8 protein-coding genes are annotated in these 13,645 nt (G+C 70.3%); 4 read left to right on the top strand and 4 right to left on the bottom strand.

Annotated features, from left to right (window positions below):
• Nucleotides 1-61: 61 nt before the first annotated feature.
• Nucleotides 62-1,294 (bottom strand): histidinol-phosphate transaminase, encoded by a 1,233-nt coding sequence (locus tag AB0C26_RS34085; protein WP_360256004.1) that lies wholly within the window; start codon nt 1,292-1,294, stop codon nt 62-64.
• A gap of 220 nt (nt 1,295-1,514) precedes the next feature.
• Here AB0C26_RS34085 and egtA point away from each other — a divergent pair, with 220 nt between their 5' ends.
• From egtA to egtD, 4 genes are read left to right on the top strand one after another with little or no spacing between them, the layout of a single operon-like run.
• Complete coding sequence (gene egtA / locus AB0C26_RS34090) at nt 1,515-2,699, top strand: ergothioneine biosynthesis glutamate--cysteine ligase EgtA (protein ID WP_360256007.1); 1,185 nt, start codon at nt 1,515-1,517, stop codon at nt 2,697-2,699.
• The gene (gene egtB, locus AB0C26_RS34095) at nt 2,696-4,018 is read left to right on the top strand and encodes an ergothioneine biosynthesis protein EgtB (protein ID WP_360256009.1); all 1,323 of its coding nucleotides are present in this window, start codon (nt 2,696-2,698) and stop codon (nt 4,016-4,018) included. The genes egtA and egtB overlap by 4 nt, the downstream gene beginning before the upstream one ends.
• Complete coding sequence (egtC, locus tag AB0C26_RS34100; protein ID WP_360256012.1) at nt 4,018-4,749, top strand: ergothioneine biosynthesis protein EgtC; 732 nt, start codon at nt 4,018-4,020, stop codon at nt 4,747-4,749. The genes egtB and egtC overlap by 1 nt, the downstream gene beginning before the upstream one ends.
• Nucleotides 4,746-5,693, top strand: a complete 948-nt coding sequence (egtD, locus tag AB0C26_RS34105; protein ID WP_360256014.1) for an L-histidine N(alpha)-methyltransferase — start codon at nt 4,746-4,748, stop codon at nt 5,691-5,693. Before egtC ends, egtD begins: the two co-directional genes overlap by 4 nt.
• A gap of 53 nt (nt 5,694-5,746) precedes the next feature.
• Here the strand turns inward: egtD and AB0C26_RS34110 are convergent, their stop codons facing one another.
• The 3 genes from AB0C26_RS34110 to AB0C26_RS34120 form a co-directional block, all read right to left on the bottom strand.
• Nucleotides 5,747-6,979, bottom strand: coding sequence for a delta-60 repeat domain-containing protein (locus AB0C26_RS34110; RefSeq protein WP_360256017.1), 1,233 nt, complete (start codon nt 6,977-6,979; stop codon nt 5,747-5,749).
• Between the two features lie 154 nt (nt 6,980-7,133).
• Nucleotides 7,134-7,388 (bottom strand): hypothetical protein, encoded by a 255-nt coding sequence (locus tag AB0C26_RS34115; protein ID WP_360256019.1) that lies wholly within the window; start codon nt 7,386-7,388, stop codon nt 7,134-7,136.
• On the bottom strand, nt 7,388-13,522 hold the full coding sequence (locus AB0C26_RS34120) for a polymorphic toxin-type HINT domain-containing protein (protein ID WP_360256022.1): 6,135 nt from the start codon (nt 13,520-13,522) through the stop codon (nt 7,388-7,390). The genes AB0C26_RS34115 and AB0C26_RS34120 overlap by 1 nt, the downstream gene beginning before the upstream one ends.
• Between the last annotated feature and the right edge of the window lie 123 nt (nt 13,523-13,645).

Genomic DNA, 13,645 nt, shown 5'->3' on the forward strand with positions numbered 1-13,645 from the left:
GACCGCCACCCTGTCACGAGGGTCACCACCCGGCGAAAGGCCGGTGACGCATATATGACCGCTACGCGTTGGCGGCCCGGCGGGCGGTGTATTCGCCGCCCGAGCGGTGCGACGGGTACTGGATGAGGTTGCTGGGGGCGTCGTCGAGGCCGCTCGACCAGCTGGTGTCGCGCACCCGGAACTGGCGGCCGTAGTCCATCATCCCGTCGATGAGCCGGTCGACGTCGCGGGCCGGGCGGACCACCAGGCGCATGAACTGGCTGGTCATGCCGAGCTTGTTGCCGCACTCGCGGGTGTAGACGCCGTGATTGGCCACCAGGTAGTCGCGCAGCGCCACCCCGGACCACTCGGTGGGCAACTTGACCAGGATGAAGTTGCCCTGCGAGGGGAAGACCGTGAGGCCCGGAACGCGGGCCAGCTCGCCGGCCATGGCCCGGCGGTCGCGGCTGAGCAGGCGCAGGCTGTCCTCGTACTCCTCCTCATGATCCTGGATCATGAAGACCACCTTCTCGGCCAGCGAGTTGAGGTTCCACTTGGGCAGCGCCTTGCCGATCTTGCCGGCGATCGAGGGGTTGGCCATCAGATAGCCGAAGCGGATGCCGTGCAGGCCGAAGTTCTTGCCCAGGCTCTTGAGCACCACCGTGTTGGGGCGGATCACCGCGTCGGGACCGACCGACGGGTACTGCTCCATGTCGGAGAAGTCGATGAACGACTCGTCGATGACCACCAGGTCGAGGTCGCCCAGCATGTCCATGAAGCGGATGACGTCGCGGCGCGGCAGGTAGCAGCCGTCCGGGTTGTTGACGTTGCAGACCACGGCCACGCGGGAGCCGCGGTCGCGGATGAAGCGCACGTAGTCGTCGAGGTTGAGCCGGAAGCCGTCGCGCTCCTGGAGCGGGAACATGTCCACCCGCTTGCCCGTCTCGAGCGGCTGGTCGGTCCAGCGGCCGAAGGTCGGGATCGGAATGGCCACGCTCTCCTTGATCAGCAGGTGGTCGATCCAGGTGATCAGCTCGGTCGAGCCGTTGGCCATGGCGACCGTCTGCGGATGGAGGCCGAGGACGCTGCACAGCTTCTTGGTAATGCTGGTGGAGTCGCTCGGGTAGTACTTCAGGATGTTCTTCAGGTCGCGGCTGAGCTCGTCGAACATCTCGGGAGTCGGGAAGTACGGGTTGCAGGGGATGCAGAAGTCCACGATCTCCACGCCCTCGCCCGCGGTGCGCGCGAGATCGAAGTAGGACGCGCTGTGCGCGCCCTGGTGCAGGATCGAGGTGTCGATTCCGGTCCCCGCCATGACGGCTCCTTGTTCGTGAGAGGTGGCCGCACCTCAGTACGAAGACCGGCATCGAAGGGTTCAGAAATTCTGTTTTCGCAGCTCACCGCCTTAAATGCGCCTTAACTCCACCTGTGAGCCAGATCACTTCGAGGAGATTGCCCAGGTCGGCGCGGGTTCATCCAAGGTCATGTGGGATCCGTCGCGGGAAAGTGTCGGACCCCGGCCTTAGCGTCGGGTCATGACCGAAACCACGCGCGCCGTGACAGCAACCGTGCTGCGCACCCAGGACGAGGTGGAGGCGCGGATCCGCGCCATCTGCTTCAAGACCGGCCCGCCCACCTACATCGGCGCCGAGCTGGAATGGACCCTGCATCACACCGTGGCGCCCTCGGCGCCGCTGACCCCGACCGAGATCCGCGACGCCCTGGGCCGCTACACGCCGGAAACCCTCGGCTCGTCCGTCCCACCCGACCCGCTTCCCGCGGGCGGCGCGGTGACCGTCGAGCCCGGCGGCCAGGTCGAGATCTCCTCCGCCCCCGCCACCTCCCTTCCCGCGCTGCACGCCGCGGTGAACACCGACACGGCGTTCCTGACCGAACTGCTCGCCGAGTCCGGCCTCTCCCTCGGAGAGCACGGCACCGATCCCTACCGCGAGCCCCGGCGGCTGGTGCGGACCCCGCGCTACGACGCGATGGAGCAGGCCTTCGACACCCGCGGCCCGGACGGGCGGGTCATGATGTGCGGCACGGCCGGGCTCCAGGTCTGCCTCGACCCCGGTCTGGACTCCCTGCGGTGGGCGGCCGTCTCCGCCATCGGCCCGGCGATGGTGGCCGCGTTCGCCAACTCCCGGCGGCACGCCGGGCGTGACACCGGGCTCGCCTCGGCCCGCATGGCGGCCTGGTGGGCGATGGACCCCCGGCTCACCCATCCGGTACCGGCCTTCGGCGACGACCCGGCCGGCGACTGGGCCCGCTACGCTCTCGACGCGCCGCTGACCTGCGTACGCCGCGACGGCGACTGCTGGGACGCGCCCCGGGGCCTGACCCTGCGCGACTGGGCGCGGGGCGCGCTGCCGTGGCAGCCGACCCACGACGACGTCGACTACCACCTCAGCCTGCTCTTCCCGCCCGTGCGGCCGCGCGGCTACCTCGAGGTGCGCTACCTCGACGCGCAGCCCGGCGGCGACTGGATCGTGCCGGTCGCCGTCATCGCCGCGCTCATGGACGACCCGGGCGACACCCTCGACCTGGCGGCCTCCACCGCCGGCCGCTGGACCGAGGCCGCGCGTCTCGGCGTCGCCGACCCCGCCCTGCGGCGTGCCGCCGCCGCCCTGCTCGACCGGGCCTGCCGCCGTCTCGGCGGCTCGGGCCTGGACCCGCATGTCGTCGAGTCCGCTTCGCGGCTCCAGGAGGCTTTGACATGACCATCGAGACCGAACGGCTGCGCGACCGCGTGGCCGCCGACATGATCCGCGCCCGTGAGCGCACCACCCTGCTGACCGAGGCCGTCGACGACGGCGACCTGATCCGGCAGCACTCCGCGCTGATGTCGCCCCTGGTCTGGGACCTGGCCCACGTCGGCAGCCAGGAGGAGCTGTGGCTCGTACGCGACGTCGGCGGCCGCGAGCCGGTGCGCCCCGACATCGACGAGCTGTACGACGCGTTCAAGCACACCCGGGCCGACCGTCCCGCCCTGCCGCTGCTCAGCCCGGCCGAGGCCCGGCGGTACGTGGCGCAGGTGCGCGACAAGGCGCTCGACGTGCTCGAGGCGGCCCGCTTGGAGGGCCGCCGGCTGACCGTCGACGGCTTCGCCTTCGGCATGATCGTGCAGCACGAGCAGCAGCACGACGAGACCATGCTCGCCACCCACCAGCTGCGGGTGGGCGCTCCGGTCCTGACCGCTCCCCCGCCGCCGGCCGTCTCCTCGCCGGTCACGGGTGAGGTGCTGGTGCCGGGCGGCCCGTTCGACATGGGCACCGACACCGAGGCGTGGGCGCTCGACAACGAGCGGCCGGCCCACCGGGTCGACGTCCCCGCCTACTACATCGACCGGGCCGCGGTGACCAACGCCCAGTACGCGGCGTTCATCGCGGCCGGCGGCTACGACGATCCGCGCTGGTGGAGCCCGGCCGGGTGGGACCATCGCCAGGCGGCCGGGCTGACCGCGCCGCTGCACTGGCGTCGCGACGGCGACGGCTGGGTGGCCACGTCGTTCGGCCGCACGGCCCCGATCGTCGCCGGCGAGCCGGTCGTGCACGTCTGCTATCACGAGGCCGAGGCGTACGCGGCGTGGGCCGGCAAGCGGCTGCCGACCGAGGCCGAATGGGAGAAAGCGGCCCGCTACGACCCGGCGACCGGCCGGTCCCGGCGCTTCCCCTGGGGCGACGAGACCCCGGACAACCGGCACGCCAACCTCGGCCAGCAGCACCTGCGTCCGGCGGCGGCCGGCGCGTTCCCCGACGGCGCGTCCCCGCTCGGCGTCCACCAGCTCATCGGCGACGTGTGGGAGTGGACCTCGACCGACTTCGCGGGCTATCCCGGGTTCGCCCCGTTCCCGTACCGCGAGTATTCCGAGGTCTTCTTCGGCCCCGACTACAAGACGCTGCGCGGCGGCTCGTTCGGCACCGACCGGTCGGCCATCCGGGGCACGTTCCGCAACTGGGACTACCCCATCCGCCGCCAGATCTTCAGCGGCTTCCGCCTGGCCCGCGACGCCTCCCCGGACGCGGCTCGGGACGCCTGATGTGCCGTCACCTGGCCTACGCCGGGCCGGCGATCCCGCCGGCCCGGCTGCTCTTCGACCCGCCGCACTCGCTGGCCCACCAGTCGTGGGCCCCCCGCGACATGCGAGGCGGCGGCACCATCAACGCCGACGGCTTCGGCGTCGGCTGGTTCCCCGGCCCGGTCCGCTACCGGCGGGCCACTCCGCTCTGGAGCGACACCACCCTGCCCTCGCTCGCGGCGTCGCTGACGGTGACCGGGATGCTGGCCGCCGTGCGCAGCGCGACCGAGGGCATGCCGGTGGTGGAGACGGCGGCGGCGCCCTTCGGCAGCGGACCCTGGCTGTTCAGCCACAACGGCAAGGTGGCCGGCTGGCCCGGCTCGGTGGCCAAGCTCGCCGCCGCGCTGCCGGCCATCGACCTGCTCACCCTCGAAGCCCCGACCGACGCGGCGCTGCTGTGGGCCCTGGTGCGCGACCGTCTGCGGTCCTCGTCCCCGGCCGAGGCGGTCGCCGCGACCGTGGCCGACGTCGAGGCGGTGGCGCCCGGGTCCCGGCTCAACCTGCTGCTCACCGACGGCGTGACCATCGTGGCCACCACCGTCGGTCATTCGCTGTCCGTTCGGCGCGGCGACGGCGTGCTGGTCAGCTCGGAGCCGCTCGACGACTCGCCGCAATGGCGGGCCGTGCCCGACCGTCACCTGCTCGTCGCCACCGCCGGCGACCTCGTCCTCACCCCCCTGGGAGCGCCATGACGACCACCGATGTGTACCTGGACGACGCCTACGTGGAACGCTCGCTGCGCGCCGACGTGGTGGCCGGGCTGACCGCCGACCCGAAGTGGCTGCCGCCCAAATGGTTCTACGACGCCCGGGGCAGCGAACTCTTCGAGCAGATCACCGAGCTGCCGGAGTACTACCCGTACCGGGCCGAGCGCGGCATCCTCGCCGCCCACGGCGGCGACCTGCCCGCCGTACGGACCCTGATCGAGCTCGGCTCCGGCTATTCCACCAAGACGCGGCTGCTGATCGACGCGCTCGCCGCGCTCGAGACGTACGTGGCCATGGACATCTCGGCCTCCGCCCTGGACGCCGCGGCCACCCGCATCGGGGCCGACTACCCGTCGCTGCGGGTGCACAACGTCGTCGGTGACTTCGGCCGTCACCTCGGCCATCTGCCGGACGGCCCCGACCGGCTGGTCGCCTTCCTCGGCGGCACCATCGGCAACCTCGAACCGGCCGAGCGGGCCAAGTTCCTGACCGCGATCCGCGAGGTGCTGCGTCCCGGTGAACATCTGCTGCTCGGCACCGACCTGGTCAAGAGCCCGCGGGTGCTGGTGCCGGCCTACGACGACGCCCAGGGTGTGACGGCCGAGTTCAACCGGAACGTGCTGCGGGTGATAAACGGTTCGCTCGGGGCCGACTTCGACGTCGACGCCTTCTCCCACCAGGCGCTGTGGGACGACCGCAACGAGTGGATCGAGATGCGCCTGCGGGCCCGCTGGCCGATGCGGGTCACCATCCCGGCCGTCGGCCTGGTCGTCGAGCTGGCTACGGGCGAGGAGATCCGCACCGAGATCTCCGCCAAGTTCCGCCGCGAGGGCGTCGCGAAGGAACTGGCCGAGGCCGGCTTCAGCCTCGACCAGTGGTGGACCGACCCCGAGGGCCGCTTCGGGCTCTCACTCGCCGCCGCGGTCTGACACCCCGTACACCACATGAAGAGCGTCCGTCCGGAAAGGCTGAGCGGGGGAACTCATCGGTTGAAGCGGAAGACCGCCACCGACTCCGTCTGGCCCAGGCCGCCGACGAGGAGTTTTCCGTCGGGCTGGGCCACCAGTGTGCTGCCGCGCTCTCGGCCGCCGTCGACGTCGGTGGTGTCCGACCAGAGCAGCCGGCCGTCCGCGCGGAACTCGGCGAGCAGGACGTCGTCGTTCTGTTCACCGGTGACCGTGATGCGGCCGCCGGCGCCGACGACCGGTGAGTTGAGCCGGCCGAAGGCGGTGGTCACGAGGCCGTCGCGGTCGAAGCTGCGGTCGGGGCGGCCGTTCGGCAGGAAACGCAGCAGGGCTGTACGCCGGGTGTCGTCCTTCTGCGTCCACGCGGTCACCAGGACGCGCCCGTCGGCGGTGACCGTCGGCCCGCCACCGCCGTCGATGCCCTGCGGCCCGGTGATGTCGCGGGTCACCCGGCCGCCGTTGCCGAAGGAGGGGTCGAGGGCGCCGTTCGGGGTGAACCGGGCCAGCATGATGTCGCCGGTGGGCTCGGGCAGGGTGCTCCACCACATGGTCGAGCCGCTCACCACGATGCGGCCGTCCGGGGCGACAGCCATGCCGTTCACCTGGTCGAAGTCGCGCTCGCCGACGTCGGCCCGCACCACCCCGCCGGTGCCGAACGTGGCGTCGGGCGTGCCGTCCGGCAGCAGCCGGGTGAGCACGGGCGGGGCGCTGCCGTCCTCGGTGGCCGCGTCGAACGCGACGAGCAGCTTGCCGCCGGCCAGCGCCGACAGCCCGGTCACCCGGGCATCGGTCACGCCCTGCCCCAGGTCGGGCCGGATCGTGCTCAGCACGGTGCCGTCACCGGCGTACGTCACCAGCAGGGGAAGCTGATGACCCTCGGGACTGACGGAGCCACCCACGACGATCCGCCCGTCCGCCAGCAGGGCGAGCGCCGACGGATAGTTCCAGTAACCGCTGGACTCGACATCGGTGCTGACCCGCCCCCAGACGCCGAAGGACGGGTCGGGAAAGCCGTCGGGCGTCAGGCGCAGCAGGTTGAAGTCGGCGTTACCGGGCGACATCGCGATGATCTTCCCGTCCGGCTGCACCGCCAGGGCGGTGATCTCGTCCCCCGGCCCGAAGTCGTCGTAGGCCACCCCGGTCAGGGCGAACGAGGTGTCGAGACTCGGTTTCCGGATCGCGGCCTGCGCCCCGGCCGGCGCGATCAGCGCCCCGGCCACGACGGCGGCCAGCAGAGTATGTACGCGCATGGCGACCACCTTCCTCACTCACGGTCCACGCTGGACGACGCCGGGTCAGTCTCGCGGGGCCGATGTGAGGTGGGTGCTAACAGTTCACGATGCGCGAGAGGCGCCCTTCCCGCCGGAACGGGAAGGGCGCCGATAAATCCCCCATCACGGATCGTCAGGAATCGCTGAGGTTCCTGGCCCACCGCGTCAGATGCTTCGCGATCTCAGGTTCCCGGGCGGAGACCTCTCCCGCCAGCCGGAGCAGCGTGGCCCGCAACTCCGGCTCGTCGGAGCGATCGATCTCCGTCAGGTACTCCCCCATCACCTCTTGCACCTTCACGGCGAAGCTCGAATCGACTTCGTCCGGCTCCGCGGTGTCGAGCATCTGCACGCAGCTCACCATGGCCAGAATGATGGGATCGACGTTCATTACGGGGCTATCCTCACATTGATGTTGGAGACGCCGGCGTCGCTGAGCCATCGCTGGGCCTGAGCCATCACGTTGGCGTTGGGAACTTCCCAGACCGCCTGCAGTCCGTGATATGCGGACGTTCCCGCCTGGCGCCTGGCCTCGTCGATCATAGAGTCCGACGTCCACGGAAGAACACCGTTCTTGCGGTCGATGACCTCGTTGCCGTCGATGCCGTCGAACTTCGCCGTGACGTCTCCGTCCCGTCCGGGCATCGACAGGCGGGGCACCTGCGCCCGGCCGGTGGCGATGTCCGAGCGGGCACCCGACACCCCCGACTCGTATTCGTACGCCCTCTGCTGCGCCGGCCGGGCCCGCGGGCCGGTACGCATGTCCGGTCCCTCGCCGACCCATTCGACGTGGTCCCGGGCGTTGGGGCTGGCGTTTCCGCAGTTGTTGTTGTGGACGAGTACGGGGATTTCGCCGGCTACCGCGTAGTACGTGTGCAGGCCGTCGACGGTGAGGTCGTACGTGATCTCCCGGTGCTCGTACGACCGGACCGCCGAAACCTGGACGTACGTGCCGGCCGACGTGCGCAGGAGCTCGCCCTCGCGCAGGTCGCCCGCGTCCACCCACTTCTGGCGGGTCTGAGACCAGAACGGGTGGTGCTCGGTCGCGGTGATCGTGTGGTCGGCGCCGTCCTCGCCGGCGTCGGCCACCGTGACGTCGACGAACTCCTTGTCGTCGTCGGTGCGGATGGTGTGCGTGACCTGCCGGTCACCCGTCTCACCGGTCTCCGGGTCGGTCGCCTGGACGGTGTCGCCCGGCTCCACCTCCTCGATCGGCTTGCTGGTGCCGTCGGCCAGCAGCACCGTGGTGCCGGCGACGAAGCTGTGCCGGACCGGGATCGGGCAGGAGGCCCCGTCGCCCGCGTCCTTCTTCGTCTTGGCCTTCGCCTTGGCGGCCAGGGCTTTCGCCTTGGCCTGGGCTTCGGCCGCCGCCTTCTTGGCCGCTCTCTCGGCGGCCGCCTTGGCCGCCGCCGCCTTGTCGGCCGCCGCCTTGGCCGCTGCCGCCGCCGCTTCCTTGGCCGCCTTGGCCGCGTCCTCGGCGCCCTTGATGATCGCCTTGGCCCACTTCAGCTCCTGGAAGAAGGTGACCACGGCCTTGCCGGCCTTGTAGATCGCCTCGGCGATCTTCTTGGCCTTGAAGATCTTGCCCCAGGGCAGCGCCCCGACGACCATCGAGACGCAGGCGACCAGGTCGCCCTTGAGGCAGTTGAGGATGTCGTTGATCCCGAGGAACTCCATCAGGATCTGCCCGCCGGCCTCCAGGATCACGTCGAGCGTGCTCTTGGACTGCAGCTGGTTGGCCTTGGCCAGATCCTCCGGCGACGGGCCCTGTGCGGCCGCCGGCGTCGCCGACGTGGTGGTGGGCCCGGCGTCCGGCACCAGACCGGTCGGGTCGCTGTACGCCACCGGGTTGTTCGCGGCGTACGTGTAGGCCGAGCCGGCGCCCGGCCCGGTGGGCATCGGGTCCCGGCTGTCGAACCGGCCGGTGCCCGGGTTGTAGTTACGGGCCCGCAGGAAGTAGTTGCCGTCGCCCGAGGTGTTGTCCTGGTAGGCGCCGGCGTACTGCAGCGGGTTCTCGATGCTCTCGCCCGGCAGCTGCTGCCCGGCCAGGGTGGGGCCGACCCGCGGCTTGCCGAACGGGTCGTAGTCGTATCCCTTCTCCAGCGTGCCGTTCGGCGCCAGCAGGTTCGCCGTGCCGCCCAGCCAGTCGTGGGTGTACGCGTGGACCCCGCTCGCCGGGTCGAGCAGCGCCAGGGGCTCGTCGTCGGGCCCGTACGTGAAGCCGCGCTTCTCGGTGACCGCGCCGCCCTGCTCGACGGTGTCGATGGCGATCTGCGGCAGCGTGCCGGCCACGTCCCACGACCAGCGCTGCGTCGAGGTCTGCTGCTTGAAGGCCGACGTCGAGGACTGCCGCAGCCCGCTCGCGTCGTAGGTGAACGTGGTCGACTGCCCCGACGCCAGTGTGGCCTTGGCCAGGCTGTTGTCGAGGTTGTACTCGAACTTGTCGCCACCGGCCTTGATCTGGTTGCCGCGGTCGTCGTACCGGTACTCGGTCTCCCGCTCGTGCGACGGGCCCTCGACCTCCTCCTCGGTGAGCTGGTCGGCGTCGTCGTACTCGTACTCGGTCTCGTCGTTGCCGGCCGTGCCGGTGCGGACCTGCTTGGTGCGGTTGCCGTTCAGGTCGTACCGGTAGTCGATCCGGCCGACCGGCTTGACCGTCTTGTCGGTGCAGGACGCCACGCCGTAGCAGGCCGAGAGGACCTGGTCCGCCTCGTCGTAGCTGTAGGCGACCGACTCGGCGACCCCGCCGCGGGTGGTGACCACCCGGCTCGGGTTGCCGACCTTGTCCAGCGTCAGGTCGTACTTGGAGACCGGGTCCTGTACGCCGGGCACGGCCGCCCCGGTGCGCTCGGTGCCGATCGAGGTGAGCCGGCCCGCGTCGTCGTAGACCCGCTTCTCGGCCAGGCCGGTCGCGCCGGGCAGCGTGGTGGTGGTCCGCCGGCCGGCCACGTCGTAGCCGAAGGACCAGGTGGCGCCGGCCGCGGTCTGCTTGGTGATCCGGCTGGCCGCGTCGTAGTCGTACGCCACCGTGGTGCCGTCCGGGTACTGCCGGCTCTTGATGTTGCCGCGCGCGTCGTAGTCGTACGAGAAGGTCTCGTCGGCGCGGCCGGCCTCCTTGCGGGTGACCGACTTGATCTGGTCCTCGTCGTCGTAGACGACCGAGCGGACGCCGGTCGGGTCACCGTAGGAGGTGGTCCGGTCCTTGGCGTCGTAGCCCCACTGGTAGACCGGGCCGCCGGTGCCGAGCGTGCGCTTGGCCAGGCGGTTGACGATGTCGTACTCGTCGACGATGGTCCGCTGGGCGATCTCGGCCGGGCTGAGGTCGTCGAGGTCGTCGTCGTCCCCGACGGTCAGCGTCTGGATCCGGTTGCCGTCGGCGTCGTACTTCGCGTACGTGCTGCGCCCGATCGGGTCGCTGGTGCGCAGCAGCCGCCCCGCCTCGTCGTAGTAGACCGAGGTCGTGTTGCCCTTGGGGTCGGTGATCGAGGACAGCGCGCCGTCCTCGCCGTACCGGTAGAGAGTCGAGTCCTCTTCCGGATCGTCCGAGTCGAACTCGGCGTTCGGCGCGGTGACCGTCCGCGGCTGGTCGTCGTCGTTGTAGGTGTAGCGGGTGACGTGACCGTTGGCGTCGGTGGTGGAGACCGTCCGGTTCAGCGCGTCGAACTTCGTCGTGCTGACGTTGTCCAGCGCGTCGACGCTCTTGACCGGGTTGCCGGCCAGGTCGTACTCGAAATGCGAGGTGAACCGCTCTTTGTCGGCCCCCTCGACGTTGCCGCGCGGCTCGGTGACCGAGGCCATCAGACCGTCGTCGGTGTACGTGAACGTGGTGATGCCGCCGGTCGGCGAGATCTCCTTGATCTTGTGGCCGGCCGCGTCGTACTCGGTCTTGGTCCGCGCCCCGCCCGAGTCCGTGATGCCGGTCTGCCGGCCCGTCTTGTCGTACTCCATCGCCGCGGTCCGGCCCAGGCTGTCCCTGGTGCCGGTGACCAGGCCACTGTTGGCCCGCTGCGACGTCGAGGACTTGCCGAACTCGTCGACCGTCTCGACGCTGCGATCGAGGTCGTCGACCTTGAAGTCCTTCACGACCACCTGGCCGTTCGGGTACGGCCGGCGCATCTGGATCAGGTTGTCGTTGTGGTCGTACTTGTAGCTCGTGGTGAAGTCGGCCTTGGTCGCCCCGGGCACATTGCCGCGCGGCGAGGTGACCGACTCGACCAGGCCCTTGACGTTGTACGTCCAGCTCGTGACCAGGTCGGCCTCGTGCTTCATGTCGATCGCGGCCGTGGCCCGCCGGCCGGCCGGCGTGTACGTGTAGAGCAGCGTGCGGCGCGCCTCGAAGGTCGCCTTGGGCAGGCCGTTGTCGAAGTAGGTGTACGAGGTGGACACCCCGCCCGCCGTCGTCGACTTCTTCAGCCGGCCGGCCGCGTCGTACTCGCTGATCTCCGGATTCTTCTTGGACGGCTGGTAGACGGCGACCATGCGGTCGAGCTCGTCGTAGACCGAGCGGGTGGTGTAGTTCTCCCGCTTGGCGCCGGCCACGGTGCCCCGCGGATCGGTCTCCGTGACCTTGCGGCCGACCTCGTCGTAGCCGTACTCCATCCGCCGGCCCTCGGGCGAGACGGTGGCCTTGGTCAGACCGGCGTTCACTTCACCGTTCGGGATGTTCTCCAGCTTGGAGACCTTGCCCAGCCGGTCGGTGACGGTCAGCGGCCGGCCCCGGTCGTCGTACGTGTAGGTGATCGAGTGGTTCTCGGGGTCGGTGCTCTTGATGAGCTCGTCGAACTGGTTGTACTCGTCCTTCCACGTCTGCCCGTCGGCGTCGACGTGGGTGGTCGGGTTGTTGCGGGCGTCGTACTGGGTCTTGGTGCTGAATTTCCGGCCCGGCGCGAACTGCTCGATCAGGTTGCCGGCCGCGTCGTACTGCGACTCGTGCTGGTTCTGGTTGCCGTTGACGACCAGGTTGCGGTTCAGCGTCGAGTCGTACCGGTGATTGTTGGTGTCGCCGTTGCCGCGCTGCGAGTGCAGCAGCACGTTGCCCTTGTAGCCGTCCCAGACGACCACGTTGTCGGCGTCGGTGGTCTTCGCCTCCTGCTTGGCCGCGTTCCACTCGAACGTCGTGGCCGCGCCCAGCGCGTCCAGCTGCCGGGTGACCCGGCCGGTGGCGCCGTACTCGTTGGTGAACGTCACCACCTTGCGCGGGTCGACGGCCTGGGTGAGCAGGCGGGCGGCGTTGTACCGGTACTGCCAGATCTGGCCGGCGGCGTCGATCACCTTGGTCAGCAGGCCGTCGGTGTAGAAGTACTGGGTCTTACGCCCGTCCGGCAGCGTGATCGACTGGATCAGCCCGCCGGCCGTCTTGGCCACGGCCTTGCGCCCGGAGGCGTCGGTGACCGTGATGCCGGTGTCGGCGTGCGCGAACCGCAGGCCCACCTGACGCGGGTTGAGGATCGAGGTGAGCCGGCCCTGGGCGTCGAAGGCGAACACGATGTTCTCGCGGGTTACCAGCTCCCAGCCGTCGCCGGCCCGGCGCAGCGTCGACCGCACACCCGGCGGCCGTACGTATCCGGCGCCGTCGGCCTTGAACACCGTGTCCGAACCGTCCTCGGCGCGGACCAGGACACCACCGTCGACCGGGGTGACCTTCAGGTCGTACACCCAGGCCCAGCCCGGCCCGAAGGCCGAGGCGCCGGTGTTGAGCGACGAGTACCCGCGGGTCGAGCCGAACGGGACGCCGAACGAGACCATCGACAGGTCGCCCTCGGTGAGGGTGAACCCGCCGGTGCCGGTGTTGACGCCGATCGCGCGCACCGCTTGGCTGGCGTTGGTCATGCCCAGCGCGGCCGAGCACCCGCAACCGGCGGCCTGCCGGTCCGGGATGGCGGGCGGGTCGATGGTCGTCCGCGGTTGCGCGTTCTCCGAGTTGGCCGACGGCACCTCGCCGTCCGGGTAGAGCCCCGTGATGGTGACGAAGTAGCTCTTCGTCGCGTCGAGCTGCCAGCCCTCCTCGGCGCCCAGCGACTTGCAGTAGCTGCGCAGCTCGCCGCAGCCGTCGTTGCCGAGCTTGTCGCGGCCGAGCACCGCCGATTCCTGCTTGGTCTGCGACTCGGTGTCGTACAGGTCGACCCGCCACGAGTCGAACCCTTGGTCCTTGAGGTTGAAGTAGGTGACGAGCGAGGTGTCGCCGACCACGAATCCGGGCCGCAGCAACACATCCACAAAAGCTTCGCCCGGCGCCGCCGCAGCGGCCCGGGCGAGTGCGGCCTTGCCTATTTTCTCGGCTTTGCCGCCGGCTTCGACCAGCGGCGGTACGACCGGAGGCCGCTCATTCTCGGCCAGGGCGACCTCGCCGGCGGCGCCGGCCGGGACTCCGCGCTGCTGCGGCCCCTGTCCCGCGGTGACCTGAGGAACGTCGCCGGGATCGGCGAGGGCCGGCACCGACGCCGGCGGCGCCAGTGTTCCGACCAGAAGAAAGGCGCTGAAGCCCGCCAGCCAGCGGGCCCGCGCGAAACGACGCGCATACGACATGTTCGATGACCTCCCCGTGAGATGACCTCCGGGAGCGAAACATGCAGATGCATCTATAAGCTTGATCTGTCCTAGATCTGTCACGGTGGTCTGACTGATCCACAAGGGCCGGAATTCGGTGTC

This window comes from Actinoplanes sp. NPDC048796, assembly GCF_040650035.1.
In the GTDB taxonomy this organism is placed as follows: Bacteria; Actinomycetota; Actinomycetes; order Mycobacteriales; family Micromonosporaceae; genus Actinoplanes.